General features: G+C 59.2%; 28 protein-coding genes. 4 read left to right on the top strand and 24 right to left on the bottom strand.

Annotation, left to right across the window (positions count from 1 at the left end; all coding sequences use genetic code 11):
* The gene (locus GGD50_RS20455) at nt 1-1,098 is read left to right on the top strand and encodes an FAD-binding oxidoreductase (protein WP_183938852.1); all 1,098 of its coding nucleotides are present in this window, start codon (nt 1-3) and stop codon (nt 1,096-1,098) included.
* 243 nt (nt 1,099-1,341) lie between these two features.
* Complete coding sequence (fdhA, locus tag GGD50_RS20450) at nt 1,342-2,532, top strand: formaldehyde dehydrogenase, glutathione-independent (RefSeq protein WP_183938851.1); 1,191 nt, start codon at nt 1,342-1,344, stop codon at nt 2,530-2,532.
* Nucleotides 2,533-2,598: 66 nt separating this feature from the next.
* On the opposite strand, the gene GGD50_RS20445 is transcribed toward fdhA, so the two are convergent.
* The 6 genes from GGD50_RS20445 to GGD50_RS20420 all read right to left on the bottom strand — a co-directional run bounded on the left by GGD50_RS20445 (nt 2,599) and on the right by GGD50_RS20420 (nt 7,341).
* Entirely contained in the window at nt 2,599-3,273 is a 675-nt protein-coding gene (locus GGD50_RS20445) for a 4-carboxy-4-hydroxy-2-oxoadipate aldolase/oxaloacetate decarboxylase (protein ID WP_183938850.1), read from the bottom strand.
* Nucleotides 3,274-3,368: 95 nt separating this feature from the next.
* Nucleotides 3,369-4,205, bottom strand: coding sequence for an ABC transporter substrate-binding protein (locus GGD50_RS20440; RefSeq protein WP_183938849.1), 837 nt, complete (start codon nt 4,203-4,205; stop codon nt 3,369-3,371).
* 133 nt (nt 4,206-4,338) lie between these two features.
* Nucleotides 4,339-5,106 (bottom strand): amino acid ABC transporter ATP-binding protein, encoded by a 768-nt coding sequence (locus GGD50_RS20435; protein ID WP_183938848.1) that lies wholly within the window; start codon nt 5,104-5,106, stop codon nt 4,339-4,341.
* Nucleotides 5,103-5,861: an amino acid ABC transporter permease gene (locus GGD50_RS20430; protein WP_183938847.1), complete on the bottom strand. Its 759-nt coding sequence runs from the start codon at nt 5,859-5,861 to the stop codon at nt 5,103-5,105. Before GGD50_RS20430 ends, GGD50_RS20435 begins: the two co-directional genes overlap by 4 nt.
* On the bottom strand, nt 5,858-6,565 hold the full coding sequence (locus tag GGD50_RS20425) for an ABC transporter permease subunit (RefSeq protein ID WP_183938846.1): 708 nt from the start codon (nt 6,563-6,565) through the stop codon (nt 5,858-5,860). Before GGD50_RS20425 ends, GGD50_RS20430 begins: the two co-directional genes overlap by 4 nt.
* Nucleotides 6,562-7,341 carry an SDR family oxidoreductase gene (locus GGD50_RS20420; RefSeq protein ID WP_183938845.1) on the bottom strand — a complete coding sequence of 260 codons (780 nt, stop codon included), beginning with the start codon at nt 7,339-7,341 and terminating at the stop codon, nt 6,562-6,564. The genes GGD50_RS20425 and GGD50_RS20420 overlap by 4 nt, the downstream gene beginning before the upstream one ends.
* A gap of 240 nt (nt 7,342-7,581) precedes the next feature.
* On the opposite strand from GGD50_RS20420, the gene nac reads away from it, so the two are divergent.
* On the top strand, nt 7,582-8,487 hold the full coding sequence (gene nac, locus GGD50_RS20415) for a nitrogen assimilation transcriptional regulator NAC (RefSeq protein ID WP_183938844.1): 906 nt from the start codon (nt 7,582-7,584) through the stop codon (nt 8,485-8,487).
* A 64-nt stretch (nt 8,488-8,551) separates the two neighbouring features.
* Here nac and GGD50_RS20410 read toward each other — a convergent pair whose 3' ends face one another.
* From GGD50_RS20410 to GGD50_RS20355, 12 genes are all read right to left on the bottom strand, one after another.
* Nucleotides 8,552-9,757, bottom strand: coding sequence for a pyridoxal phosphate-dependent aminotransferase (locus tag GGD50_RS20410; protein ID WP_183938843.1), 1,206 nt, complete (start codon nt 9,755-9,757; stop codon nt 8,552-8,554).
* A 46-nt stretch (nt 9,758-9,803) separates the two neighbouring features.
* Nucleotides 9,804-10,571, bottom strand: a complete 768-nt coding sequence (locus GGD50_RS20405; RefSeq protein WP_183938842.1) for a 5-oxoprolinase subunit PxpA — start codon at nt 10,569-10,571, stop codon at nt 9,804-9,806.
* 31 nt (nt 10,572-10,602) lie between these two features.
* Nucleotides 10,603-11,598, bottom strand: a complete 996-nt coding sequence (locus tag GGD50_RS20400) for a 5-oxoprolinase subunit C family protein (protein WP_183938841.1) — start codon at nt 11,596-11,598, stop codon at nt 10,603-10,605.
* Nucleotides 11,595-12,302, bottom strand: a complete 708-nt coding sequence (gene pxpB / locus GGD50_RS20395; RefSeq protein WP_183938840.1) for a 5-oxoprolinase subunit PxpB — start codon at nt 12,300-12,302, stop codon at nt 11,595-11,597. Before pxpB ends, GGD50_RS20400 begins: the two co-directional genes overlap by 4 nt.
* On the bottom strand, nt 12,299-12,727 hold the full coding sequence (locus GGD50_RS20390; RefSeq protein ID WP_183938839.1) for an acetyl-CoA carboxylase: 429 nt from the start codon (nt 12,725-12,727) through the stop codon (nt 12,299-12,301). The genes pxpB and GGD50_RS20390 overlap by 4 nt, the downstream gene beginning before the upstream one ends.
* The gene (accC, locus tag GGD50_RS20385) at nt 12,724-14,115 is read right to left on the bottom strand and encodes an acetyl-CoA carboxylase biotin carboxylase subunit (protein ID WP_183938838.1); all 1,392 of its coding nucleotides are present in this window, start codon (nt 14,113-14,115) and stop codon (nt 12,724-12,726) included. The genes GGD50_RS20390 and accC overlap by 4 nt, the downstream gene beginning before the upstream one ends.
* Nucleotides 14,115-14,555 (bottom strand): acetyl-CoA carboxylase biotin carboxyl carrier protein, encoded by a 441-nt coding sequence (locus GGD50_RS20380; RefSeq protein WP_183938837.1) that lies wholly within the window; start codon nt 14,553-14,555, stop codon nt 14,115-14,117. The genes accC and GGD50_RS20380 overlap by 1 nt, the downstream gene beginning before the upstream one ends.
* Before the next feature lie 285 nt (nt 14,556-14,840).
* Nucleotides 14,841-15,479, bottom strand: coding sequence for a 3-oxo-tetronate 4-phosphate decarboxylase (gene otnC, locus GGD50_RS20375; RefSeq protein ID WP_183938836.1), 639 nt, complete (start codon nt 15,477-15,479; stop codon nt 14,841-14,843).
* Complete coding sequence (otnK, locus tag GGD50_RS20370) at nt 15,476-16,738, bottom strand: 3-oxo-tetronate kinase (RefSeq protein WP_183938835.1); 1,263 nt, start codon at nt 16,736-16,738, stop codon at nt 15,476-15,478. Before otnK ends, otnC begins: the two co-directional genes overlap by 4 nt.
* A gap of 3 nt (nt 16,739-16,741) precedes the next feature.
* Entirely contained in the window at nt 16,742-17,518 is a 777-nt protein-coding gene (gene otnI / locus GGD50_RS20365; RefSeq protein WP_183938834.1) for a 2-oxo-tetronate isomerase, read from the bottom strand.
* A gap of 3 nt (nt 17,519-17,521) precedes the next feature.
* Nucleotides 17,522-18,451 (bottom strand): L-threonate dehydrogenase, encoded by a 930-nt coding sequence (gene ltnD, locus GGD50_RS20360; protein WP_183938833.1) that lies wholly within the window; start codon nt 18,449-18,451, stop codon nt 17,522-17,524.
* 65 nt (nt 18,452-18,516) lie between these two features.
* Nucleotides 18,517-19,833 (bottom strand): MFS transporter, encoded by a 1,317-nt coding sequence (locus tag GGD50_RS20355; protein WP_210318908.1) that lies wholly within the window; start codon nt 19,831-19,833, stop codon nt 18,517-18,519.
* Between the two features lie 243 nt (nt 19,834-20,076).
* On the opposite strand from GGD50_RS20355, the gene GGD50_RS20350 reads away from it, so the two are divergent.
* Complete coding sequence (locus GGD50_RS20350; RefSeq protein WP_183938831.1) at nt 20,077-21,072, top strand: LacI family DNA-binding transcriptional regulator; 996 nt, start codon at nt 20,077-20,079, stop codon at nt 21,070-21,072.
* Nucleotides 21,073-21,137: 65 nt separating this feature from the next.
* Here the strand turns inward: GGD50_RS20350 and GGD50_RS20345 are convergent, their stop codons facing one another.
* The 6 genes from GGD50_RS20345 to GGD50_RS20320 form a co-directional block, all read right to left on the bottom strand.
* Nucleotides 21,138-21,536, bottom strand: coding sequence for a type II toxin-antitoxin system VapC family toxin (locus GGD50_RS20345; protein WP_183938830.1), 399 nt, complete (start codon nt 21,534-21,536; stop codon nt 21,138-21,140).
* Nucleotides 21,533-21,784 carry an AbrB/MazE/SpoVT family DNA-binding domain-containing protein gene (locus tag GGD50_RS20340; protein WP_183938829.1) on the bottom strand — a complete coding sequence of 84 codons (252 nt, stop codon included), beginning with the start codon at nt 21,782-21,784 and terminating at the stop codon, nt 21,533-21,535. The genes GGD50_RS20345 and GGD50_RS20340 overlap by 4 nt, the downstream gene beginning before the upstream one ends.
* A 101-nt stretch (nt 21,785-21,885) precedes the next feature.
* Complete coding sequence (locus GGD50_RS20335; RefSeq protein ID WP_246451356.1) at nt 21,886-22,416, bottom strand: hypothetical protein; 531 nt, start codon at nt 22,414-22,416, stop codon at nt 21,886-21,888.
* A gap of 248 nt (nt 22,417-22,664) precedes the next feature.
* Nucleotides 22,665-22,856: a hypothetical protein gene (locus GGD50_RS20330; protein WP_183938828.1), complete on the bottom strand. Its 192-nt coding sequence runs from the start codon at nt 22,854-22,856 to the stop codon at nt 22,665-22,667.
* Nucleotides 22,857-23,155: 299 nt separating this feature from the next.
* Nucleotides 23,156-23,374: a hypothetical protein gene (locus tag GGD50_RS20325; protein ID WP_183938827.1), complete on the bottom strand. Its 219-nt coding sequence runs from the start codon at nt 23,372-23,374 to the stop codon at nt 23,156-23,158.
* 113 nt (nt 23,375-23,487) lie between these two features.
* Nucleotides 23,488-25,164, bottom strand: a complete 1,677-nt coding sequence (locus GGD50_RS20320; protein WP_183938826.1) for a globin-coupled sensor protein — start codon at nt 25,162-25,164, stop codon at nt 23,488-23,490.

Raw genomic sequence — 25,164 nt, 5'->3', positions numbered from 1 at the left:
ATGACGACTGTCAGCACATTTCGCCACTTCGACGAACTGCAGCCGTGGAATGACCGCCACGACCTGCTGGAATGCATCGCCGCCACGGTGGAGACACCTGATGTGATGACCTTCACGTTCCGCTCCGACCGGGACAATTGGTTCCGATATTTGCCAGGCCAGTTCGTAACCCTGGAGTTACCCGTTTCCGAAAACGAGCCGGTATTTCGCACCTATACGCTATCGTCGACGCCCTCACGACCCTTTTCCGTCTCCGTGACGGTGAAGGCCCAGGCAACGAGCATCGGTACGCGCTGGATGTTCGACAACCTCAAACCGGGGATAAAGCTGAAGGCCTTCGGGCCGCTTGGCGACTTCTCCTTCGTGCGCCATCCGGGCGAAAAATATCTCTTCATCTCGGGCGGCTCCGGCATCACACCGATGATGTCGATGATCCGCTGGATGGCGGACTGTACGCCGCAGGCGGACGTTGGCTTCATCTCATGCGCCCGCACACCGGACGACCTGTTCTTCAAGACGGAACTCGAATGTCTCGCGGCGCAGATGCCGAAGCTGTCGCTCGGTTTCATCGTCAAGAACCACAATCCGCGTGACGGCTGGCATGGGCTGCGCGGCCGCATCGATGCGGCGCGTCTTTCGTTGCTGACCCCTGATTTTCGCGAGCGCACGGTATTTTGTTGCGGTCCCGAGCCCTTCATGCGTGGCGTGCGCGACATGCTGAAGGTCTGCGGTTTCAACATGGACCGTTACCATGAGGAAAGCTTCCAGCCCGCGGCAGCACCCGCAGCCGAGGAGCTCGCGGTGCGCGCCGGCCCGGGCGAGACCGGTGCCGATGCGGTTGCCACCGTTACCTTTACCATGGCCGGCAAGGAGGCCAAGTGCCCGCCTGGCCAGACAATCCTGCAGACGGCCCGCGCCATCGGCGTACGCATCGGCGCTGCCTGCGAGGGCGGCCTATGCGGCACATGCCGCATCATGAAGGTTTCGGGTGAGGTCGATATGCGGCACAACGGTGGCATTCTCGATGAAGAAATCGAAGAAGGCTACATCCTGGCCTGCTGCTCACAGCCAACAGGCGATGTGTCGATCGAGGCGTGAGATGGAGCGTCGCCCATGGATATCTGTGGAGTCGCTTTCCTGAGGGCACCGCATCCTGCAGGTGTGGTCTTTTAGACATGTCGAAGGTGTTGTCCGGACACCTTCTCGATAAGTGGACCGGGCGCCGCTGAAATCGCGGTGGCCGCGGTCGATTTTTACTTCTATTCGGCCGTTGAGGAGCGGGCCGAACAGGAGGCGATCGCGGACAGTGACGATCAAGTGTTGAACCAAGGAGGAGATGGCATGACTGGCAACAGAGGCGTCGTTTATATGCGGCCCGGTCGCGTAGAGGTTCGCGACATCGATGATCCAAAACTGGAGGCGCCGGACGGCCGTCATATCGAGCACGGCGTTATCCTGAAGGTGATCTCCACGAATATCTGCGGCTCTGATCAGCATATGGTGCGTGGCCGCACGACCGCCATGCCGGGTCTCGTGCTTGGCCATGAGATCACCGGGCAGATCATTGAAAAAGGCGTCGATGTGGAGATGCTCGACATCGGCGATATCGTCTCGGTTCCTTTCAATGTCGCTTGCGGCCGCTGCCGCTGCTGCAAATCGCAGGATACCGGCGTTTGCCTGACGGTGAACCCGTCACGCGCAGGCGGCGCCTATGGTTATGTCGACATGGGTGGCTGGATCGGCGGCCAGGCGCGCTATGTGATGGTGCCCTATGCGGATTTCAATCTGCTGAAGTTCCCTGATCGCGACAAGGCCATGGCGAAGATCCGTGACCTCACCATGCTGTCGGACATTCTGCCCACCGGCTTTCACGGCGCCGTTCGCGCTGGTGTCGGCGTAGGATCCACTGTCTATGTCGCAGGTGCTGGTCCGGTGGGTCTGGCGGCGGCAGCTTCCGCCCGCATCCTGGGTGCGGCCGTCGTCATGATCGGCGACTTCAACAAGGAACGCCTGGCACATGCGGCAAAGGTTGGCTTCGAGCCGATAGACCTGTCCAAGAGCGATCGCCTCGGCGAAATGATTGCAGAAGTCGTTGGCAGCGACGAAGTGGACAGCGCCATCGATGCCGTCGGCTTCGAGGCTCGCGGCCACTCGGGTGGTGAACAGCCGGCAATCGTCCTCAATCAGATGATGGAAATCACCCGCGCAGCCGGCTCGATCGGCATTCCCGGCCTCTATGTCACGGAAGATCCGGGCGCGGTCGATGCTGCGGCCAAGCACGGCAGCCTCTCCCTACGCTTAGGCCTCGGCTGGGCGAAGGCGCAGTCCTTCCATACAGGTCAGACTCCGGTCTTGAAGTACAACCGGCAACTCATGCAGGCAATCCTGCATGATCGGCTGCCAATTGCCGACATCGTCAACGCAAAAATCATCTCGCTTGAAGATGCCGCCCAAGGCTACGAAAGCTTCGACCAGGGTGCGGCGACGAAGTTCGTCTTGGATCCGCATGGGGCGTTGCTGAAAGCAGCATAGTCGGATCTGCGCCATCGGTCGGCCGGACTGTATTCTCCGGCCGACTGGGATGCCTCAAAGAGGCCGTCAGATATCGACGATGAGGCCCTTGGCTTTCAGCACCGGTTCGAGCTTACTGACTTCGATGACCGATTTGCCCTGCTTATAGGCTTCGATATAGCCGGCTTCGGCATCCTCGCGCGCCTGCGAAAGCCGCGCTACCTCTTGCGCTTCTCCTCTGCGAACGACAACGAGACCATCCGCGTCACCGACGACGATATCGCCTGGATTGATGATCTCTCCGCCGACGATAATCGGGTCGTTGACGGCTGCGATCGTTTCCTTGACGGTGCCTTTGATGCAGACGCTGAGCGAGAAGACCGGAAATCCAAGTTCCCGCAATTGAAGCGTATCGCGCACGCCGGTATCGGTCACCAATCCGCCGATGCCCTTGGCAAGGCAGGCATTGGCCAGGACATCGCCGAAGGAACCCGCTTCCTCGTATTCGCCCGCGGACACGACGATGATGTCGCCCGGCTTGGCGTAGTTGATCGCAAGTTGCAGCATGATGTTGTCGCGCGGCGCGGACTTCACCGTGAAGGCCGGGCCGCAAAGCTTCATGCGATAGTCCACCGGCTTCAGGCGCGAGGAAAGTGCGCCACGGCGACCCTGGGCCTCATGGATCGTCGCGGGCGAGAATTTGGAGAGCGCCTCGATGTCTGCTTTGCTCGGTCGCTCGGCGATATCTTTGATGTGGGTCATGGAAACTTCTCATGGTTAGGCCGGCGGCAGGCAGTGCCGCCGGCGATCAACAACGATGTTCGGATGGATCACCGATCAGGCGAAGGGATGCGGCATCAAGGGATTGGTTCGAACTTCAATTCGGAGATTGGTACAACCTTTTCGTTGCGGGTCATCTTGTATTCCGTGTTCGGGCCGAGCCATTTGTCCCAGATCTTGTTGATCTCGCCCGAGTCGTCGAGCTTATGCAGGATTGCGTTGATCTTTGCGGTCAGGGCGGGCTGGTCCTTCTGCATGCCGATACCGACCGGCTCCAGCAGCATCGGCTCGTCGATCATCCGCATCTGCTTGCCCTTGGTCTTCGACTGGTTGACCAGTAGCGTCGTCGTCATGGTGTTCGCGACCATGCCACGCGCCTTGCCCTGCTGAACGGCGAGATATGCAGACCCCGTATCCTGGAAGGTGAGCGGGTCGGACTTATTGAGCTTGATCGCCAGTTCCGAGGTCGAGCCCTTGGTCGAGGCAAGACGCTGGCCCTCGTAATCGGCCTTCTTCTTGCCGGCGTCATCAGCGGGAACGATGAGCATTTCCTTGGCGACATAATAAGGATCGCTGAACTGGATCTGCTCGGCGCGGCTCAGCGTATAAGCAAGGTTGGCGACCGTAATGTCGACGCGGCCAAGCTTGACTTCGGGAACACGCGCTTCGACCGAAATCGGCTTGATCTCAGCCTTCACGCCGAGTTCATTTGCGATCGCCTTGCACAGATCGACGTCGAACCCAGCCATTTCGCGGGTCTTGGGATCAGGAGAGGAAAACGGGGGGACATCCGCATAGGTCGCGCAGCGCAGCGTCTTTGCCGACATGATCGTGTCGAGCTGGTCGGCCTTGGCCGGCATGGCGCCGGCGATGCCCGCGAGTGCCAGCGTTACGGTGAAGCATTTCCAATTCATTGCTGTTCTCCTTGTTATTGCTTTGTGATGCCTAGAGCGGTTCAGCTTTTCACGGAATCTCAGAACCGCTCTATCTCTTTGTTTTTCCGCAATTCCGGACGGAAAACCGCTATGCACTTTTCCTGGAATTGCTCTAGTGGCGCAGATCGGAAAGAAAGCGCTGAGCTCTGGGATGGCGGGGATTTTTAAAGAACTCCTCGGGAGGAGCGGTCTCCAGGATCTCGCCCGCGTCGATGAACCAGATCCGGTCCGCCACATCGCGGGCAAAGCCCATTTCGTGGGTGACGCAGAGCATGGTCATTCCTTCGGCCGCCAGGCTTTTCATGACGCTCAGCACTTCGCCCACCATCTCCGGATCGAGTGCGCTCGTCGGCTCGTCAAAAAGCATGACGGGCGGCTCCATCGCGAGCGCGCGGGCGATTGCCACGCGCTGCTGCTGACCGCCTGAAAGCTGGCCGGGATAGGCATTTGCCTTGTCGGCAAGACCGACGCGATGAAGCAGCGCAACGGCCTTGTCGCGCGCGACCTTCGCCGGCACGCCCTTCACCCGGATCGGCGACATGGCAATGTTGTCGACGACGGACAAATGGGGAAACAGGTTGAAATTCTGAAAAACGAAACCGATCCGGCTGCGCAGCCGGTTTAGCTCGGAACCACCCATCGGGGCGTGAATATTCTTTCCCTCAAAACTGATCGAACCGCTGTTGATCTCCTCCAGCCTGTTGATCGTACGGATCAGGGTGGACTTGCCGGAACCGGACGGCCCGCAAATGACGACCACCTCGCCGCGGCTGACATCGGCGTTGATGTTCTTCAGCACCTGGTAATGACCGTAGCTCTTGCAGACCTCGTGAAGGCGTATCTCCTGAGCGTCCTGCGGCCCGGAAACTGGGATGCTCATAGCTGCTCCGTAAATGTTTTGAGGGGAACGACATCGGTGCGGAGGCGCGCTTTGCTCGGCCCGGCACGTCGGCGAGCAATTCGCTTTTCAACGCTGTTAGCGACGTGGGTCAGGCTCCAGCAAAGGAGATAGTAGACCACGGCAAGGATGAAGAAGACCTGGAAGGGCTGCGAGAGAAGCTGGTTGTTCACCTGGCTTGCCGCAAACGTGAGATCCGGCACATTGATGACATAACCAAGCGTCGTGTCCTTGATCGTCGAGACGAACGTCGAGATCATGCTCGGGATCATATTGTAGAGCGCCTGCGGCAAGATCACGAAGCGCATCGCTCCGATATAACTGTGGCCGAGCGCCCTGGCGGCATCCATTTGCCCCTGGCCGAGTGAAACGATGCCGGCCCGCACGACCTCACTCAAGAACGCGCCCTCATAGATGACCAGCGTTACCAGCATGATCAGGAAACTCGGCACGTCAGCGCCGGTCCAAAGCGGAACGATGAAATAGGACCAAAGGATCAGCATCAGCAGCGGAACGCCGCGTGTGATGTAGACCAGGCCGGTCACCGGCCATCTGAGAGCCGCCCATTTGGAAAGGCGCGCCATGGCAAGCAGGATGCTGAGAGGGAAAGCGAGCGCAATGGCGAGTGCGGACAGGATGAGCGTATTGGCAAGGCCGCCCAGCGGGCCGTTGGGATACTGGCCGATCAGCAACAGAAGCCAATAGTCATGGATGATATTGATAATGTCCTGGATCAAGCGCGCGCCCTCCGCATCGGATCGGCACGCATGGCGAAATATGCGCCCAAGGCCATGATGATGAGCGAGAAGAACAGATAGATAACGGTGCCGATCAGATAGATCTCAAAGGTGCGGAAGCTGACATTATCGATTTCCTTCACCGCATGCGTAAGCTCTGACGCACCGACGACGATGGCAAGACTGCTATTCTTGAAAAGGGAGACACTGTGGTTGATCAGCGGTGGCAGTGCATTGCGCAGGCCTTGGGGCATGATCACGAAACGCATTGCGGAGAGATAACCATGCCCGAGAGCTTTGGCAGCTTCCATCTGCCCCGGGCTGACAGAACGCAGACCGGAACGCAAATCCTCGCTGAAATAAGCCGCCTGACACAATCCGAGCCCGATGACCGCGAATATGGCTTCGGCATTATGGTTGGCGAGCCAGTCTGTGATGCCTTGCGGCATCAACGAATAGATTCCGAAATACCACAGCATGAGCTGCACGAGTGTCGGAACATTGCGATGATAGGAAACGTAAGCCTTTACGATCGGGTCGCCAACACGAAGCGGCGACATCCGGAAGGCAAAGAGCAGAATGGCGAGCGTCATGGCCAACAGCCAGGAGCCGATATAGATGACGAAAGTCACCTCGATGCCCTCCAGGAGCATCGCCTGATAGTCCGGATTGCTCAGGATGGCCGAGAGATCGAACCCGCTCACCGCTTGGCACCTTCCGCGTCAGATTGGGCGGCTGGCGTCTCTGGCTTGGCCGTCTGAAGGCCGCCCATTACCTGCAGTGTCGGGGTGATTTCCATGTGGCCAATATTGACTGCGACCGGCGCGGCAATCGCAAAGGCGATTGCGTCAGCAATATCGGCGGCCTGCGGCAGCTCAAACCCATCGATGAAGCGTTCGCGCACACTGGGGTCGCTGCCATGGACGTGGTTGAAAATATCGGTCGCGACGCGGCCGGGGCAGATTTCGGTCACGCGGACGCGCTTGCCGAACGCGTCGATACGCAACTGGTTCGACAGCATGGCGACGCCGGCTTTGACGGCATGATAGGCGGAGTTGCCGCCGAAATTATAGTTGCCGGCAATCGAGGAGATGTTGACGACATGTCCGCAGTCGCGCGCCACCATGCCGGGTACGATCAGGCGGCAGATATGCAGGACGGCGCGAAGATTGACGTCGATGAGGAGGTCTATGTCCTCTTCGTCCGCTTGAAGGAATTTCTTCGGCCGGTCGACGCCGGCATTGTTGACCAGAATGTCAAACTGAACGCGGTTCGCGAGATCGGCGATGGCAGCACGATCCGTCACGTCGATGACGTGGGCAATGCATGCCGTGCGTTCTGCCAATTCCTTCAGTGGACCAGCACTGCGCGCAATCGCATGCACCTCGATATTCTCGCGGCGAAGCCGCTCTACGACGGCTGCGCCGATACCGGAGGAAGCGCCAGTGACCAACGCGGTCTTGTAATCGGAGAATGGCATTCTGATCCCCTTGTTGTTGCGGTGGACATTAGCGGAGCTTTAACTGCTTGCCTAAGACCGATTACTTTTGGAGTAATAAGCAACTTTTATGGAGGTTGACCTGCCGCGGGGAGCGGGCTGCGAACGCGGGCAATTGCCCCATTTTGCCGGAGCCCTCATGACTTTCAAACATCAGTCCGCGTTGCAAAACGGATGCGCGTCTGCAAACATGCCCGCGAAAACAGAATAGTACCCAATGCCATGGATATCAGACGTTTCAAATCCTTCATCGCCATCGTTGACAGCGGCAGCATTACGCGGGCTGCCGATATCCTGCACCTCGCCCAACCGGCACTCAGCCAGCAGTTGGCGGCGCTCGAGGAGCATTTCGGTCAGAAGCTCCTGATCCGAAGCCAGCAGGGCGTCAGCATGACCGATGCTGGACATGCGGTCTACCGGCATGCGCAGATCATTCTCCGTCAGATGGAACAGGCGCAGACGGATGCGGCCGCCGCCGGCAATTCGCTTGCTGGGCGTGTGTCAGTCGGCCTCGTGCCCTTCAGCAGCGCCGCCACGCTTTCGGTCGATCTTCTGGCGGAGACGAGAAAAAGACACCCCGGGATTCTGCTGCATCTGACCGAGAGCGTCGGCCAGACCTACAGCCAGATGATCATGAATGGTCGGCTGGAAATGGCGCTGATCCACGGCGTCGGCCCAATCAAAGGCGTGCGGTTCGAACCGATCCTCAGGGAGGAATTCTATTTCGTTGCCCATCGCAATTTCGCGATCGATTCAGACCTGAAGCCCGTGCCGGTCAGTGCACTGGATGGAATGCCGATGTTGTTGCCGCCGGCCTACAATTTCGTGCGTCGGGCCGTCGACGCCGCCTTCACGCGCAGCCGGATCAATCTCAAGGTCGTAGCGGAAATCGAAATCGTGCGAACCCTGGCGCGTGCGGTCGGCAGCGGTCTTGGCGCGACCATTATGCCAAAGGCGATCGCCGACCGCATCGTGTCGGAATCGAGCGAGCCTCTCGTTTGCCGGCTGGTCACACCCCGCATCGAAGAAGCACTGTCGCTTTGCACATCCGATCAGAGTTCGCTGTCGGAGCCGGCCTTCGCCGTCAAGGACATCCTCGTCGAGCTGACCGAGCACCTGAAGCTCTGAAGCCTGAAAGTAGGCGCTAAATGCTTCCGACCCGGAAACCGGACCGGAGAGGCCCGATCATCCGTCAGCGCATATCACGGCAGAACTGGGCGATGCGCGCGCAGCCCTCGCCAAGCATTTCCATGCTTGTCGCATAGGAGATACGGAAATACGGGCTCATGCCATAGGCGGCACCCTGCACCGTCGCGACGTGATGCTCTTCCACGAGCGCCATGACGAAATCGACATCGGTCTCGATCTTGCGCCCGCCCTTCGTAGTCTTGCCGATCAGACCGGAAATATTGGGATAGATATAGAAGGCCCCCTCGGGCTTATGGCAGCGCAGCCCTTCGACCTTTGAGAGCTGATCGAGAACGAAATCGCGCCTTTCCCTGTAGATGGCCGCGCGCTCCTTGAGCAGGTCTTGGGGGCTATCGAGCGCCGCGATCGCCGCCGCTTGCGTGACGGTCGTCGTGCCGCCGCTGTTCTGGCCGTTGACGTTGCTGATCGCCGCAATCAGCTCCTTCGATCCGCTTGCGCAATATCCCAACCGCCAGCCGGTCATGGCATAAGCCTTGGAGACGCCGTTCATCGTCAGGACGCGGTCGTAAAGCCTGGGCTCCGCATCGGCGATCGTGCAGAATTCGAAGCCGCCATAGACCAGATGCTCGTAGATATCGTCAGTCAGGATCCAGACATTCGGGTGGCGCAGCATGACTTCGGCAATTGCGGCCATCTCGGCGCGCGAGCAGGCCGCACCCGTCGGATTGTTCGGGAAGTTCAGGATAAGCCATTTCGTGCGCGGCGTGATTGCGGCCTCAAGGTCCTCGGGACGCAGCTTGAACCCCGCCTGTTCGAAGCACGGCACGGCGACCGGCACACCGCCGGCAAACTTGACGATATCGGCATAACTGACCCAGGACGGAGTCGGAATAACGACCTCGTCGCCGGGATTGCAGGTGGCAAGCATCGCATTGAAAATCACCTGCTTGCCGCCGCCGGACACCACGATCTGGCTGGCATCGTAATCGAGGTTGTTGTCGCGCCTGAACTTTCTGCTGATCGCAGCCTTCAGCGCCGGCGTGCCGTCCATCGGCGGATATTTTGTATCGCCGCGGAGGGCTGCGGCATGAGCTGCCTCAATCGCATGAGCGGGCGTCGGGAAGTCCGGCTCCCCCGACGAAAGACTGACGACCTTGATGCCCTTGGCGGCCAGTTCCCTGGCGCGCTGGGTCATGGCGGCGGAAGCGGATATGGAGACGTTCTTGAGGCGATCGGCTATGGAAGGCATTGGTGTGCTCTTTCGATGGAAATGAAAACTTGATTGCTGGAAGCAATCAGGATGCAAGTTCGGCAGCAGGCGCGAGCGTGGCGCCGGAAGCCTCGATTTCGCTGCGGACGATGCGGGCAAGTTCCAGCGAACCGGGCGTATCGCTGTGGACGAGGATTGATCTCGCCGGCATCTGGATTGTGGTGCCATCGATGGCCTCGACTGTGCCGTCCGTCAGGAAACGGCGCACCCGCGCCCGGACTGCAGCCTCGTCCTTGACCAAGGCTCCCGGCAGACCGCGGGCAACAAGCGCGCCGCGGGCGTCATAGGCGCGGTCGGCCAGAAACAGCGCCAGCGTCTTGAGCTTCGCGCGTTTTGCCGCTTTTTTGATTTCACTGTCAGGCGTCACGAACACCACAAGACGTGGATCCACCGTGAAAATGGCATCCATCATCAGGTCGGCGAGCGCAGCATCACGATTGACCATATTGCCCATAGCCGCATGAAAGCTGAAATGGCCGACAGTCATGCCCTCGCTTTTGGCGATCGCGATCAGTGCGCCGAGCTGGTAAAGCATCTGCTGCCGCAGCTCATCGGGCTGAAACGGCATTTCACGCCGGCCGAAGCCGGCCCGATCCGGCAGACCCGGATGTGCGCCGATACCCACGCCGTTTTCCTTCGCAAGACGCACCATGCGCGCCATCGTGTCGGAGTCTCCACCATGAAAACCACAGGCGATGTTGGCTGAGGAGACGATCTTCATCATCGCTTCGTCATCGCAGAGCCGATAAGGACCGAAACCTTCGCCCATGTCGGAATTCAGATCGATCTTCATCGTTTCCTCCCTTTGATCCCTGCAATTGCCGTCAAGCCATCGCCTTCAAGGCGCGCTTGACCATCTGCGAGGTCTGTCTGATATCCGCGATGTAGCGGGCAACGGCCTGCTCCACCGCGCGTGCCTCGGCATGCGTGGAGCGGACGAACCGCAACCGGCTCCCGATACGGGCTTGGCCGAGACGCCAGTGATCGCATTCGATGACGCCGGCGATCTTAGGATAGCCACCCGCAGTGTTGGCGTCGCTCATCTGAATGATCGGCTCGCCGCCGGGCGGAACCTGCACCACGCCAGGCACGATGCCGTGAGAGCGCATCTCGACTGTCGCCGTCGGTTTGATCGGTTCGCCGGACAGGCGATAACCGGTTCGGTCGCTGCTCGACGATATCCTCCAGGTCTGGCTCCAGAAGGCCTCGCCATCGCCGGCAAACAGCTCATGTTCGCCGGCGGCTATCGCACGGATCGGCAGAACGCCCTCTATCATAGCCGGAAAGACATCACGCAGGGCCACGGCCGGCTCGACGACAGCGATGCCGCCTGGTGGCAGAGGAAGCGCATCAGAAGACGTGCCGAATTCAATCCTGTCGCCCTTGACGAGCGGTCGACCGGCATTTCCGCCGAAGCCACCGCGTAACGAGGTGCTGCGCGAGCCCATGAGAACCGGCACATCCAATCCTCCACGGAACACGATATAGGCGCGGGCCAATTTCGGCGGCTGTCTCAGCTCCAGAATCTGACCCGGCTCCGCAACATGGGTACACCACGGAAGCAGTTCCCGACCGTCCAGCATCGGATGGCCGTCCGCACCCGTGACAGCAAAGACGCCACCGGTCTCGAATCGAAGCTTAAACGGAAAGGTCTGGACCTCTATCGCGGCTGCATCGTCTTCGTTGCCAACGAGAATATTGCCGATCCTCACGGCAAGAGGATCCATTGCGCCGCAGGCCGAAACCCCGATATCGCGATAGCCGGGTCGGCCAAGGTCCTGGACCGTGTTGAATGGACCGGTCTCGACAATCTCGATCATAGCTCGATCCTCGCCGGTAAGAAGCGCACGGTATCGCCGGGTGCCATCAAGGCCGGTGTCGCAGATGTTGGATCGAACATTTGCAATTCTGCGTGGCCGAGCGAGTTCCAGCCGTTCGGGCCGGTCAGCATCGCGACGCCCGTCTGCATTCCCCCGATCGTCACGCTGCCCTTTTCCATCCTGAGTGATGGGACGGTCTTGCGCGGCATGTAAATGCGCGGATCGAGACCATGCAGGTAGCCGAAACCCGGGGCGCTTCCCAGGGCAAAGACGCGGTAGCTCGCCTCGTAGTGAATGCGCACCACCTCGCGGTCGCTTAATCCGCAGAAGTCGCAGATGGCGGGAAGATCGATCGCATAAGCACCGCCGTAATGAACGGGAATTTCGATGATCTTGCCTTCCAGGTCGAGGCTCTCGGCATTGCTCCATGCTTCGAGAAGCCGGCCCGCAATGATTTCGGGATCCTCGGGCGTTTCCTTGAAGATCGCCAGCAAATTGGTCATGCCGGGGATCACTTCCGCGATATCAGCCCAGCCCTTTACAGTTTGGGCCAGGGCCCAGATCCATCGTTGCGCAGGGAGATCGAATTCACCCAGTGCTTCGAGCAGGAAGGATCGGGCTCCGATGCAGGAAACCCGCGCCTGGCCCTTCGTGGCGGGAACGATTTCGCGCAATGGCGTAAGAATGTTCGAAGTAGCAATCATGATATCGGCTCGATTTCGAACAGGGGATCACCAAATCCGACGAGCGCATCTGGCTCCATCAACTGCTTGGCCAGCAAGCCGGACCGGCCAGCGGGAACGGGAAGCAGGACGGAACCGATGCGGATGAAGCCGATCACGTCTTCACTGGCGACGGTACGAGGCAGACGCTCGGCTCCATTGGTATCCCGGGGATGCAAAGGATAGAAATGACCTGCCATCGGCGCCTTGACCGGCGCCGCCGATATCGCGGCCAAGCCCGGCTGCGCTTTTCCTGTCAGGCTGATTTGCGCGCCCGCCTCCTTCGAAACCACGATGCGCAGATTGCCGCCGGGCCTCGATATTTCCAGACCGTCTACCCCCGCTGCCGTCAAAGCATCGGCAAGGGCTGCGATGGTTAAGGGATCGCTGAAGTCGATCGCGCTCATGCCGCCCTCCGATGCTGTAGCCATTGCTCCAGGTAATGGATATCCGTCCCGCCGCGGGCGAAGCCTTCGTCGTCGAACAATGCGCGCAGCAATGGCAGGTTGGTGGAAATCCCTTCTATTCGGGTGGCGGCAAGCGCCTCGCGCATTTTCGCCATCGCCTCCGCCCGATTGGGCGCGTGAACGATCAGCTTGGCGATCAGCGAGTCATAATAGGGCGAAATTCGATAGCCGGCATGGATATGGGTGTCGACCCGGATGCCGGGACCTTCCGGTAAGACAAGATCGGAGATCGTGCCTGCCGAAGGCAGGAAGCTTTCGGGATCCTCGGCATTGATGCGGCATTCGAAGGAATGGCCGGTACAGGTCACATCATCCTGGGCGGTTTCCAGGGGAAGCCCTTGAGCGACCTGTATTTGCGCGCGAACAATATCGATCCCGCTGGTCATCTCGGTGACCGGATGCTCGACCTGCAGGCGCGTGTTCATTTCAATGAAATAGAACGCATCATTCTCATAAAGGAACTCGAAGGTCCCGACGCCACGATAACCGATTTGCCGGCAGGCTTCGACGCAGGCCATGCCGACAGGCTTGATCGTCTCCGGTGAAATTCCCGGTGCCGGCGCCTCTTCCACGACCTTCTGATGCCGACGCTGCATCGAACAATCGCGATGTCCGAGCCAGATGGCATTGCCATAGGTATCGCAGAGCACCTGAATCTCGATATGCCGTGGATGTTGGAGAAACTTCTCCATGTAGAGCGCGGGGGAACCGAAAGCCTGACGCGCTTCCTCGCGCGTCAGGGCGATGGCTTCGTGCAGAGAGCCGGCGTCGGGAACCACCCGCATGCCTCTTCCGCCGCCGCCGCCGGCCGCCTTTATGATCACGGGATAGCCGATTTCCAGCGCGATACGCTCGATGGAAGACGGATCATCCGGAAGCGCCGTATCGGGGCCAGGCACGCAGGGAACGCAGGCGGCGATCATTGCCCGTTTTGCCGATATCTTGTCGCCCATGGTCGCGATCGAGGAAGCCTCCGGTCCGATGAAGACGAGACCGGCCATCTCGACCACTTCAGCGAAGGCAGCGTTTTCCGACAGGAACCCATAGCCGGGGTGGATCGCGCCTGCCCCGGTCAGTTGCGCGGCAAGCAGGATGGCATCCGGATTGAGATAACTCCGGGCCGCATTCGCGGGACCGATGCACAGAAAGCAGTCGACTGTCTTGCCATACGCTGCCTGCCGGTCCGCCTCGGAGCAGATCGCCGTGGTCTTCAAGCCAAGTTCGCGGCAAGCGCGCTGAATTCGCACGGCAATCTCGCCTCTATTGGCGATGAGAACCGTATCGAAACGTCGTTCCGCCAAGCCGACCTTGTCGAAAGACTCCGCCATCACGCGATCTCCGCCAGCACGTCGCCCGTTTCGACTTCGCTGCCATCGACATCGGTCAGGCGCAAAATGCGGCCTGCACGCGGCGCGACGATTTTGTTGAAGACCTTCATTGCTTCGATGATGAAAAGGGTCTGCCCCTCCTCCACCGTGTCGCCAATCCCAACGAAAGGCTCTTCCTTCGGTGCCGGCGCGCGATGCAGCACGCCGAAAAGGGGCGCTTTCACGGCGATGGTCGAGGCAGGTGCATTTGCCGAAGCATGGCGGCTGGATGCGGCGGGACCAGCCGCTGCTTTTTCGGGGACCTGCGCTGGAGCAGTGGAGGCCGCCTGATCCGGTGTCCGGAAGATTCGAACCGTGACGTCCTTTTCCGTCACCGTCAGCTCGGAAACATTCGATCGTCCGACAAAATCGATCAGCGTCTTTATTTTCGACAGGTCCATCAGAGTACTCGGTATTTCGGAGTGCCTCTTCGCGATCCCCATACTGTGAGAACCGCTTTCGGCTGACTTCCTCCGTACACGATGGGCCGAGCGATGGGGTCAGAAGAACTTTCAATGACCAGCGGTCACGGACGATGGGAGACGCCTTAAGGGGTTTGGAGCCTGCGGCTCCTGATCAGCGGCTTGCCGATCAGGATTCGGGTCGCGATCAAGATGCGACCCCGATCTGCCGCAAGATGCTTCAGCGGCTGAAATCAGTTCAGGCCACAGCCGTGCCGATCGACCCTAGCATTTGGCTGGGAAGCGGCGTTGCAGTTCAGTCGTCTCGTCGCAACTCAAGGGCCTTGTTTTCTCACCACGCAACAACAGGAACAGTTTGGCCGTCTCTTCGAGTTCCTCGACGGAATATACCGCCTCGGAAAGATCGGCACCGGCAATGACCGGGCCGTGATTGGCGAGAAGCACGGCATGGCTGTTGGCAGTGCGCTCCGCAACAGCCTGAGCCAAGGCTTCGTCGCCAGGGGGATAATAGGGCACGAGCGGCAGGCGACCGACGCGCATGACATAATAGGCTGTGAGCGGCGGAAGCACATCATCATGGTCGAGGCCGCACAGGCAACTGACCGCGACGGAATAAGTCGAATGCAGATGGACGACAGCCCGCGCGCGCGGCCGTTTCTCGTACATGACGCGATGAAGAAACGCTTCCTTGGTGGGCGCGTCACCCGAGATGTGCCGCCCTGCCTCATCCAGCTTGGCGATGCGTGATGGGTCGATGGCTCCCATGGACGATCCCGTCGGAGTCATCAGCCATCCATCGTCGACGCGGACGCTGATATTGCCGGTCGATCCGGCGGTCAGGCCGCGGTCGAACAGCGATTTTGCATAGCCGGTGATCTGGTCGCGAATCTTTGTCTCGCTCATACGGAAATATCCAGGGCACGTTCGAAGAAATCAGGACCGCCAAAATTGCCGCTTTTGAGCGCCACCTGCAATGGCCGATCGGAGAGTGTTGTCGTCCATGGCACTCCGGGCGCGATCTCAGCGCCGATGGAGAGGCCCTGCACCTTGAGCGCCGAAATCACCGCGCCGGACGTCTCTCCGCCTGCTACAAGCAATCGGCTGACGCCGTTCGCCACCAGCCCTTCCGCAATAGCGGCGAGCGTATGTTCCATCATGGCGCCCGCCTGCTGTGCTCCGTATCTTGCCTGGTTCTCTTCCACCTCGGCGGGATCGGCAGACCCGTAGATCACGACCGGTTGGCCGGCAGGCTGGCTCTGCGCCCAGGACAGGGTCTCCTCAACGACGGGGCGCTTATTGGCGATGGCGTCCAGGTCGATCCTGCGGCTCGGCCAAAGCGCCGTAGCCCTGGCGAGCTGCTGGCGCGTGGCGGCGGAGCAACTGCCCGCCAGAATTGCCGTTCGCGGTGACGCCGAGGATGTGGACTCGCGTTCCGCCGGCTTGCGTGGTGAAATGCCGAAATTCGCCGGCAGGCCCATGGCGAGCGCCGAACCGCCGGTGACAAGCTTATGACCGCACACAGCCCGCCCAATGGCCCGGAGATGATCATCATGGATCGCATCCGTGACGACATAGCGTTGTCCGGCCTCTACGCTTCTGCCAAAAGCGTCCGCAATCGCAGCATCACCCGCAGAGATGACGTCATGGGGAACGAGGCCGATGCTGTGGGCCGACTGTTCCGCCATCAGCGAGACCAGATCGGAACGACGCATCGGCGTCAGCGGATGATCCTTCATCGGCGAATCCTGCAGCAGTTGCCGGCCGACGAAAAGATGCCCGTTGAACACCGTCCGCCCGTTCTTGGGGAAAGCAGGACATACAACCGCAATCTTTGCATCGAGCGCGTCGCTCAAGGCATCTGCGACGGGACCGATATTGCCCTTAGCAGTGGAGTCGAATGTCGAGCAGTATTTCAAGAAAATCTGCTCGGCGCCGTGCGCCCGCAACCACGTCAGCGCATCGAGCGATTGCGCGACCGCTTCCGCTACTGGAGTGGTGCGGGATTTTAGCGCAACGACGACGGCATCCGCGTCATGAACGTCGAATGCCGGCGCGGGAACACCGATCGACATGACAGTCCGCATGCCTTCGCGGACGAGAATGCTGGCGATGTCGGTTGCACCGGTGAAGTCGTCAGCTATGACGCCAAGAAGAATACCCATCGATCATCCCCGCTTGTAAGGTTCGAACCAGCCCAAACCGTCCGTCGTTCGACCGCGAGGATGATACTCGCAGCCGACATAGCCCGTGTAGCCGAGCCGATCGAGCTCGGAAAACAGGAACGGATAGTTAAGCTCTTCGCCGTCGGGCTCCTGACGCGACGGCACGCTGGCGATTTGCACATGCCCGCTGATCGGTATCAGCTCCCGCAGGCGTGTCGTCACGTCGCCATGAATGATCTGGCAGTGATAGATATCAAACTGCAGCTTCACATTGGTGAGGCCGAACTCGCCGATCATCTGCGCGGCTGCATGGAAATCATTGAGGAAATAGCCCGGCATATTACGCCCGTTGATGGGCTCGAGCAAAAGATTGAGCCCTCTTTCGGCGAGCCGTTCAGCGGCATGCTCCACCGCACGACGGTAATTTAGTCGCGCTTGCTGATCGTTACGATCGCCCAAGCCTGACATCAGGTGAATGTTCTTCACGCCGGTGGCCTCGGCATAGACGAGCGCGCGGGTCACGCCATCGGCCACATCGTCGAAGCGGCCCGGCAACGACGCCAGCCCTCGCATGCCGGCCGCCCAATCGCCCGGAGGCATGTTGAACAGTGCCTGGGTCAAGCCGTTGCGGACAAGTCGTTCCTGGATGTCTTCCGGCTTGAAGTCATAGGGAAACAGATATTCGACAGCGGAAAACCCTGCCTCGGCGGCAGCGTCAAAACGATCAAGAAACGACCATTCGTTGAACATCATCGTCAGGTTGGCAGCAAAGGCAGGCATGGCTCACCTCGTCTTTTCTGGAAGCGAAGCGCCGGAAAGTTGCGCATAAAGGCGCGCGAGCGAAGAATCGTCGTCGCGTCCCATGCCGGCGCCGGAAGCCGCGAGATACATTTGCAATGCTGCGGCGCTGAGCGGCACCGGATAGCGTTCGGACCGCGCCATGTCCTGGATGATGCCGAGATCCTTGACGAAAATCTCGATGGCGCTGAGCGGCGTGTAGTCGCCGGCGAGCACATGAGGAATGCGGTTTTCGAACATCCATGAATTGCCGGCGGAAGCGGTGATCACCTCATAGACCTTGTCGAGGTCGAGCCCCATTTTCGCGGCGAGCGTGATCGCCTCGCAAGCCGCGGCGATATGAACGCCGGCGAGCAACTGATTGATCATCTTGAACGCGGCGCCGGCGCCGGCGGTATCACCGAGTTCATAGACTTTGGCGGCCATGGCATCGAGCGCGCGGCGCGCGGCGCTGAAGGCAGCCTTTGTCCCTGAGGCCATGACCGTCAGCTCGCCATTGGCAGCACGCGCCGCTCCCCCCGAAATGGGGGCGTCGAGATAGTGAACGGCCCTTGTCTCGAGTTGCGAGGAAAGCTTGCCGGCCACGGCGGGATCCATCGTTGCCGACGAGATAAATACGGAGCCGGGACGCATGACGTCTGCAATGCCGCCAGTACCGAACAGGACGTTTTCCGTCTGGGCCGCATTGACGACCACCGAAACCACGATGTCGGCCTCTCTTGCGGCTTCTGCGATGCTGGACGCCGAACGGCCTCCTGCCTGCACGAAGCGGGAAACGGCATCTGCGGAAATATCGACACCGATCACATCGAAGCCGGCCTTCTTGAGCGAGAGGGCCATGCCCATGCCCATGGCGCCAAGACCAATTACCACCGCCACCTGGGGCGTTTCCGCGTTTTCCTGAAGGGTTGTCATGTGATGATCCTTAGATGATGCAATGGGTGGACTCCCCGACATCTGGTGTCGGGGAGCCGCTCGTTTCAGCGGTTTACCATTTTCGCCGGCACCGAAAGCGTTGCGATGCAACCGACGACCAAGGCCGCTGCCAGGAAATACATACCAATGGAATTACTGCCCGTAGCGTCCTTGAGATAACCGATTATGAAGGGTCCCAGGAAACCCGCGAGATTGCCGACCGAATTGATCCATGCAATGCCTGCCGCGGCGCCAGTGCCGGCCAGGAAGGCTGTTGGCAGGGACCAGAACAGCGGCGCGCAGGTAATGACACCGGCCGCAGCCAGCGACAGCGCTGCGATGGCAATTCCAGTGCTCGATGCCATGGTTGCGGCGATGAAGCCGACGCAGGCGATCATGGCGGGGACAACGAGATGCCAGCGACGTTCGCGGAAGTGGTCAGACGAGCGTCCGAGAACGAGCATGGTGATGAATGTGCAGATGTAGGGAATTGCCGAGACCAAGCCGACGTTGAAATTGCCGACAACCCCGGAAGCCTTGACGAGCGTCGGCATCCAAAAGTTCAAGCCGTATTGGCCGAGCACGAAGCAGAAGTAGATAAGGCTCATCAGCCACACCCGGCCGTCGCGCAGGGTTGCGCCGAGGCTGCTGGGGCTCGCGGTCTTGATCCGGTTCTCAGCCTCCATGTTGGCCAACAGAACGTCTTTCTCCTTCTGGTCCAGCCATTTTGCGTCTTCGATGCGGTTGTCGAGATAGAAGAGGACGACAAGGCCAAGCAGAACTGCGGGAACGGCCTCAATCAGGAACATCCACTGCCATCCGGACATGCCGTGGAACGTGTGAAAGCTGTCCATGATCCAGCCCGAAAGCGGGTTCCCGAAGATGGCGGAAACCGGAATGGCGGACATGAAGGTCGCAATGATCTTGGCGCGCCGATGGGACGGATACCAAGATGTCATATAGAGAATGATCCCCGGGAAAAAGCCGGCTTCCGCCAGACCGAGCAGGAAACGCAGAATGTAGAACATCATTTCCGAGCTCGTGAATGCGAAGGCGGCGGAAACGATGCCCCAGGTGATCATGACGCGCGCGATCCATATCCGCGCTCCGACCTTGTTCATCAGCAGATTGCTGGGCACTTCGAAAAGGAAGTAGCCGATAAAGAAAATGCCGGCGCCGGCCCCGTAGGCGGCCTCCGAAAGGCCCAGCTCGCTGGACATCTGTAGTTTGGCAAAGCCGACGTTGACGCGGTCGAGATATGCGACCACGTAGCAGAACATCAGTAAGGGGATAATCCTCCAAAACACTTTCTTGTAAGCAGTATTTTCTAAAGCTTCGGACACGCCCGCCTGGGCGCCCGATGCCTGATCCAGCACCGTCATTGCTCTCCTCCTCCGATGAAATGCGGTTCGTTTCGCCTCCTCGCGCCCCAAATTGGCAGCGCTGCCATTCTTGTAAATCATTTTGGCAGCGCTGCCAAGTAATTTTTGGCAGCGCTGCCATTGAATAGACGGGCCTGTTCCGAATATGCTTGCGAAGGCTACCTTTTCAGAGTGCATCGCGTTCGCCAAAATCTTGATTGACAAGGTGAAACGAGGCGGAAAACTCGAGCCGGGGGGAAGGAAATGGACCTGAAAAACGCTCCGATCACACTGGCCGAGGTTGCGGACGCTGCGGGCGTTGGCGAAAGCACCGTCTCGCGCGTTTTGCGCAATCACGGGTCCTTTTCCGAGAAGACGCGCGCGCGCGTCATGGCGGCGGTCGATAAGCTTGGCTACGTTCCCAACAAGATCGCCGGAGCCTTGGCATCGACGGGCACACCGTTGGTGGCGATCATCGTGCCATCTCTCTCGAATATCGTTTTCGCGGACGTCTTGAGCGGCGTTACCCGGGCGCTTGAGGTGCGGCAGAAGCAAGCGGTATTCGCGGTTACCGAATATGATCCGATGCGGGAGGAGGCGCTCGTCGCCGCCGTTCTGGCGTGGCGGCCGGAAGCGGTCATGCTTGTCGGCCTGGAACATACGGAAGGAACGCGGAAACTGCTACGCGCCGCCGGATGCCGTGTTCTGGAATTGCTAGATATCGATGGAGAACCGATCGATATCGCTGTCGGATTCTCTCATCGCTCGGCTGGCAGGGCTACCGCCGCTCATCTCATTGAAAAAGGTTACACGCGTATCGCTTATGTCGGACACGACATGGAACGCGACACCCGCAGCGCAAAACGCTTGGAAGGCTTTGTCGAGCAGCTCAACCAGGCAGGGCTCACGCTGAGAGATCGGGAAATCCGCAATGCTCCTTCCTCTGTCAGCGCGGGAAAGGCGGGGTTGGCGAATGTTTTGAGCCGATCGCCCGATGTTGACGCCGTGTATTTCTCCAATGACGACATGGCGCTCGGCGGCTACTTCCATTGCCTGTCCGTGGGAATTCCCGTGCCTGACCGGCTGGCAATCATCGGCTTCAACGCACTCGATATCTGCCGCCACACCCCACAGCCCATTGCCAGCATTCTCACACGGCGTGTGGAGATAGGAAGACGCGCAGCAGAACTCCTTTTGGAGGATGCGCCAGCTCAGACGGTCGATGTCGGATTCTTGCTTGTGCCGGGCGAGACGGCTTGATTTCAACGGGGCGATTTCATTGCGCTGACTGTCGAGCGGCTGGAGTAGATCGTCAGACGAGGACGTCAGGCAAGAAGACGCGCTGCTTGACCTTGGTGGGCAACCAATTCGGCCGCTTGCTTGTCGAAAGATACGAAGCTCTCGCCACCAAGCCATGCTCCTTCATGGGCAATCACGCCATCTGCGAAATCGCCACCAGCCTCCAGCACGCCCAATCCTGCTTCGACCGCAGGGCGGTTCATCGCCACATTGCCTGCATCGAGCAGATCGCGAATCGTCTGTGAAACATCTTCCTTCGATAGCTTGGCTCCTCGACGCAGTATCCAGACCAGCTCACATAAGCACGGGAGAGAAACCGCAATCAGCGAGGCTTCCTTGAGAAGTTTTGCAGCAACGCTCCCCTGCTGCGCATCATCCGGCAGGACCGCTCGTGCAAGAATGGTTGTGTCGACGGAGACTTTCATTCCTCTCCGGCCCAACCTGCAGCGGCAATTTCGTTCATCTCCTCGATGGTCAACGGCTTCTTCGTCTTGCCGGCATGCCGACCGATAAAGTCATCGATCGTCCCCGTCGGACGCGCAGCCTGTACCCGCAGCTCACCACCAGGCAATTTATCGAACTCGATCCGCTCCCCTGGTTTGACGCCAAGGTGCGCCAGCAGATCCCGCTTCAACGTGATTTGTCCTTTCATGGTGACCGCAAGGGAAGGCATTGAAAATCTCCTATCGTGAGCCAACACAAAGGCAATGGAAATTCTACTTACATTCAAGGTACGCCCCGCGTCCAAGGACGGTCACGCGACTGAACACACTTTCATTCGATCTGCAGTTCAAGCGTCTTTGCAATCCCATCATAGTGTTGTGCCGACGCCGTATTCTTCTCGGCGGCATACTTGGCACCGACCTGCCGCGCAGCCTCGGCCGCGATACGAAACGCGTCAATCTTCACCTGAGGCTCAAGCTCAGCTTGGCCACCAATGTCGTCGTCACTGAACGTACCAGCCCGATATCCGTCGCCGAGATCGGCAACGCCGATCTCGGGAATGCCGTTCTTCATTCGACCAAAGAAGGCCGGTCCGGCGCGATTGCCGTCGCGTCGGCGCAACATGCCCGAGCCCGAAGCCTTCCCGTCAACACAAGCGCCCGTCCAGAAGGCAGGTCCATTTGTCAGGGATGTTGGCGCGACGAACTGGCAGCGGCTCACCGGGTCGTGCGACCAATGGTGATCTTCCGATCCAGCCAGTGCCGGTGAAGCAGAGATCGCCATCAGTGCGATCCAGGCGATGCCAGGCAACCTTTTCATTCGATCGAATACTCTCGACAAATCAACCACATCCTTCTTCATCGCTGCGCCATAGGCTTGTCGTCCGTCACCCGGCAAGCCTTACTCGCGGGACAAGGACAAAGCAGCGATGAATGTCTCTGAAGGCAGCAATACCTAGAGGGCGATTCGGAGTCTAGAAGCGAAGATTGCGCTCAGGCTCGCCGCCAGAAGCGTTCAGTTCATAGGCGACAAAGAATGCGCTGAGACTATATTCAACTGGCTTATAAGGGCGAAGTTTCATCAGACCTGCATCTGAAACAACCGCACGCTCACATCTGACGGTCATTCGACAGCAGCTCGACGTTGATCGCGGTTCCGTCGATCAGGTCGGCTCTTTCGATTCCCGTCAAAAAATAACCTTCGTAGGCAACCGGTCTTGGATATGGCCAGTCCTTATAGGCGGTCGTTTCAATGATAGCCCGGCCCGGAATACGTATCTCGGCACGAAGCTTCTTACCCATAGGAAGGTTTGACCTCCCTTCCAAGATCACGGTCGCACCGTGACTACTGTCGATAGAAAATGCACCCAGGACCGTTCGCATATTATCCCCGAGGAATTCACAAACTGATTTTTTGAGGCTTTTGTCTTTTGAAGTAAGGTCTTTCAAGGACGATTATTAGCGTAAAAACCTTCTGCAACGATTGCTCGAAAGCGAAGCATTTGAATCAATCGGCTTTAAGTGTCGAGATTTGGGATGTTCGCGATCCCTTGAAGGCACGTTCGGACAACCAGAACCGAACGTGCCTTCGATATTCAAACCTAAGCTTCGCCTCCCGCGCGCAACCTGCCCTCGGAGAAGTGACCGGTTTCCCCGGCCTTTACCGCCGCTATTCCGTTGTGAATTGCGGTCAGTCGATTGAAAATGCCCTCGATTTCTGCACGAACACACAGCATTTTTTGCAGTGCGTCGACCTCGTCGTAAGAGAGCCCCGAAGCATCCGAAGCGCTGTCGAGAGGAAAGGGGATAACGATGCTCATTGAAATTCCTTGAATTGAAATGCGCTGGAGCGCCGTCCTGGCTCGCTCAGAATTGGTACCCGGGCCCGGATGGACCCAGGTATTTTAGACCGAAAATAGATTGCGAGACGGCGTCAAAACTCTTCCCAGCCTTCGGTGGCAATCGCGGCGTTGCCATGGGTCGGAAAGGCCTTCGCAATTTTGGATCTGAGCTCGCGCGCGGGCGAAGGAGGTGCCTGCAGCTCGCTCTTCCTGTTCCGCGGCTGCGCATCGGAGGTCCGGCCACGACTGATGTTGAACTCGCTCAACAATTGCGTAATGCGACCGACCTCCCGTACGAGGGCATGGCTGGCGGCAGTCGACTCCTCGACCATCGCGGCATTCTGCTGCGTGCTTTGGTCCATTGCATTGACGGCAGTGTTGATTTCTTGAAGCGCGGTCGATTGTTCGCGAGCCGCTTCAACGATCGCACCGATATGGTGGTCGATTTCCTTCACCTCTTCGACGATGACCGTGAGTGCCGATCCGGTTTCGCCAACCAATCCGACGCCGGCTTTAACCTGCTCGCCGGAATTGTTGATCAGCTCCTTGATTTCCTTTGCCGCTTTGGCGGAGCGCTGGGCAAGTTCTCGTACCTCTTGGGCGACAACCGCAAAGCCTTTGCCTGCGTCCCCAGCGCGTGCCGCTTCCACACCGGCGTTCAATGCAAGCAAGTTCGTCTGGAAAGCGATCTCATCAATGACACCGATGATGTTGGAAATCTCGCGAGACGAGCTGTCGATCGCGCCCATGGCGGCGACAGCCTGGCGGACGATCGCCCCTGATTTTTCTGCACCAAGGCGCGCTTTGGCGACGAGCTGGCCTGCTTCTTCTGCCCGTCGAGCGGAATCCTTGACCGTTGTCGTGATTTCTTCCAATGCAGCCGCCGTCTGCTCGATCGAGGCGGCCTGTTGCTCGGTCCGCCTGGCCAGATCGTCCGCTGCCGAACGTATCTCCTGCGATCCGCCATGAATCTGCGATGCGGCACCTTCGATCTGGCCTACCGTGCCGGCCAACTGTTCAAGCGCATTGTTGAAATCGTCGCGCAGCCCGTGATAGGCGCTCGGCAGATCGTCATGGATGCGATAGCTGATGTCCTTGCTGACGATGGCTGCCATCGCCCGGCCGAAGCAGTCGCATACCAGCTTCTGTTCCGCGGCAATCGCCTCCGCCTGTGCCTTCTGTTTGGCGGCCTCGGCCTCATCGATATAGACGGAAATGGCGAGATCCATATCCAGCATGACGGCCTTCACCAAGCTTGCGAGCGCCTTGCCGAATTCGGCTGGTTTCATCGGTCCTTTGGAGAATAGCCCGCCCTTCGGAGACATCTCCTCGACAGCAGTGCTGATCAGGTGATCGAGAATGATGGCATAACCGCCGATATACCATTGTGGTTCGAGCCCGATCCGCGCGTGAACCGTGCCGATCGTACGCACCTTTCCGACATAGTCCTCACTGAAATTGCCGTCGGAAATGTTCACCCAATGGCCCGCTTGCGCGCCCTTGGCGCGAGCAATGTGCTCGTCCGAGGAGAAGAACCGCTTGACTTCGGGGCTCTTGCGAAGCTCGGCGTAGAACTTGTCCAGGCCCCGCGGCAGCTCGCGTTCGATGAGAGCCTTCAGCGAGCGAATGCTGGCACGAGCCTTCGTGTCCAAGCCCATGAATTCCAACCGGCGGTCGATGTTCTGATTTTTTAAGGACGTTCCGCTTGGCCCAGCGGCCGAACCGTGATGCGTGTGACGATCGCTATGTTCATAAGAATGGTTCGACAT

Origin of the sequence: Martinezella paranaensis (assembly GCF_014200235.1) — a bacterium.
Classification (GTDB): Bacteria; Pseudomonadota; Alphaproteobacteria; order Rhizobiales; family Rhizobiaceae; genus Rhizobium; species Rhizobium paranaense.
The sequence above is the reverse complement of the archived record's forward strand: the minus strand, read 5'-3'. Positions and strand labels throughout refer to the sequence as shown.

Excerpts from the sequence above, each read along its gene's own strand:
- GGD50_RS20455 (WP_183938852.1), top strand. The coding sequence starts at position 1 with ATGACGACTGTCAGCACATTTCGCCACTTCGACGAACTGCAGCCGTGG.
- fdhA (WP_183938851.1), top strand. The coding sequence starts at position 1,342 with ATGACTGGCAACAGAGGCGTCGTTTATATGCGGCCCGGTCGCGTAGAG.
- GGD50_RS20445 (WP_183938850.1), bottom strand. The coding sequence starts at position 3,273 with ATGACCCACATCAAAGATATCGCCGAGCGACCGAGCAAAGCAGACATC.
- GGD50_RS20440 (WP_183938849.1), bottom strand. The coding sequence starts at position 4,205 with ATGAATTGGAAATGCTTCACCGTAACGCTGGCACTCGCGGGCATCGCC.
- GGD50_RS20435 (WP_183938848.1), bottom strand. The coding sequence starts at position 5,106 with ATGAGCATCCCAGTTTCCGGGCCGCAGGACGCTCAGGAGATACGCCTT.
- GGD50_RS20420 (WP_183938845.1), bottom strand. The coding sequence starts at position 7,341 with ATGCCATTCTCCGATTACAAGACCGCGTTGGTCACTGGCGCTTCCTCC.
- nac (WP_183938844.1), top strand. The coding sequence starts at position 7,582 with ATGGATATCAGACGTTTCAAATCCTTCATCGCCATCGTTGACAGCGGC.
- GGD50_RS20410 (WP_183938843.1), bottom strand. The coding sequence starts at position 9,757 with ATGCCTTCCATAGCCGATCGCCTCAAGAACGTCTCCATATCCGCTTCC.
- GGD50_RS20405 (WP_183938842.1), bottom strand. The coding sequence starts at position 10,571 with ATGAAGATCGATCTGAATTCCGACATGGGCGAAGGTTTCGGTCCTTAT.
- GGD50_RS20400 (WP_183938841.1), bottom strand. The coding sequence starts at position 11,598 with ATGATCGAGATTGTCGAGACCGGTCCATTCAACACGGTCCAGGACCTT.
- pxpB (WP_183938840.1), bottom strand. The coding sequence starts at position 12,302 with ATGATTGCTACTTCGAACATTCTTACGCCATTGCGCGAAATCGTTCCC.
- GGD50_RS20390 (WP_183938839.1), bottom strand. The coding sequence starts at position 12,727 with ATGAGCGCGATCGACTTCAGCGATCCCTTAACCATCGCAGCCCTTGCC.
- accC (WP_183938838.1), bottom strand. The coding sequence starts at position 14,115 with ATGGCGGAGTCTTTCGACAAGGTCGGCTTGGCGGAACGACGTTTCGAT.
- GGD50_RS20380 (WP_183938837.1), bottom strand. The coding sequence starts at position 14,555 with ATGGACCTGTCGAAAATAAAGACGCTGATCGATTTTGTCGGACGATCG.
- otnC (WP_183938836.1), bottom strand. The coding sequence starts at position 15,479 with ATGAGCGAGACAAAGATTCGCGACCAGATCACCGGCTATGCAAAATCG.
- otnK (WP_183938835.1), bottom strand. The coding sequence starts at position 16,738 with ATGGGTATTCTTCTTGGCGTCATAGCTGACGACTTCACCGGTGCAACC.
- otnI (WP_183938834.1), bottom strand. The coding sequence starts at position 17,518 with ATGCCTGCCTTTGCTGCCAACCTGACGATGATGTTCAACGAATGGTCG.
- ltnD (WP_183938833.1), bottom strand. The coding sequence starts at position 18,451 with ATGACAACCCTTCAGGAAAACGCGGAAACGCCCCAGGTGGCGGTGGTA.
- GGD50_RS20355 (WP_210318908.1), bottom strand. The coding sequence starts at position 19,833 with ATGACGGTGCTGGATCAGGCATCGGGCGCCCAGGCGGGCGTGTCCGAA.
- GGD50_RS20350 (WP_183938831.1), top strand. The coding sequence starts at position 20,077 with ATGGACCTGAAAAACGCTCCGATCACACTGGCCGAGGTTGCGGACGCT.
- GGD50_RS20345 (WP_183938830.1), bottom strand. The coding sequence starts at position 21,536 with ATGAAAGTCTCCGTCGACACAACCATTCTTGCACGAGCGGTCCTGCCG.
- GGD50_RS20340 (WP_183938829.1), bottom strand. The coding sequence starts at position 21,784 with ATGCCTTCCCTTGCGGTCACCATGAAAGGACAAATCACGTTGAAGCGG.
- GGD50_RS20335 (WP_246451356.1), bottom strand. The coding sequence starts at position 22,416 with ATGAAGAAGGATGTGGTTGATTTGTCGAGAGTATTCGATCGAATGAAA.
- GGD50_RS20330 (WP_183938828.1), bottom strand. The coding sequence starts at position 22,856 with ATGGGTAAGAAGCTTCGTGCCGAGATACGTATTCCGGGCCGGGCTATC.
- GGD50_RS20325 (WP_183938827.1), bottom strand. The coding sequence starts at position 23,374 with ATGAGCATCGTTATCCCCTTTCCTCTCGACAGCGCTTCGGATGCTTCG.
- GGD50_RS20320 (WP_183938826.1), bottom strand. The coding sequence starts at position 25,164 with ATGTCGAACCATTCTTATGAACATAGCGATCGTCACACGCATCACGGT.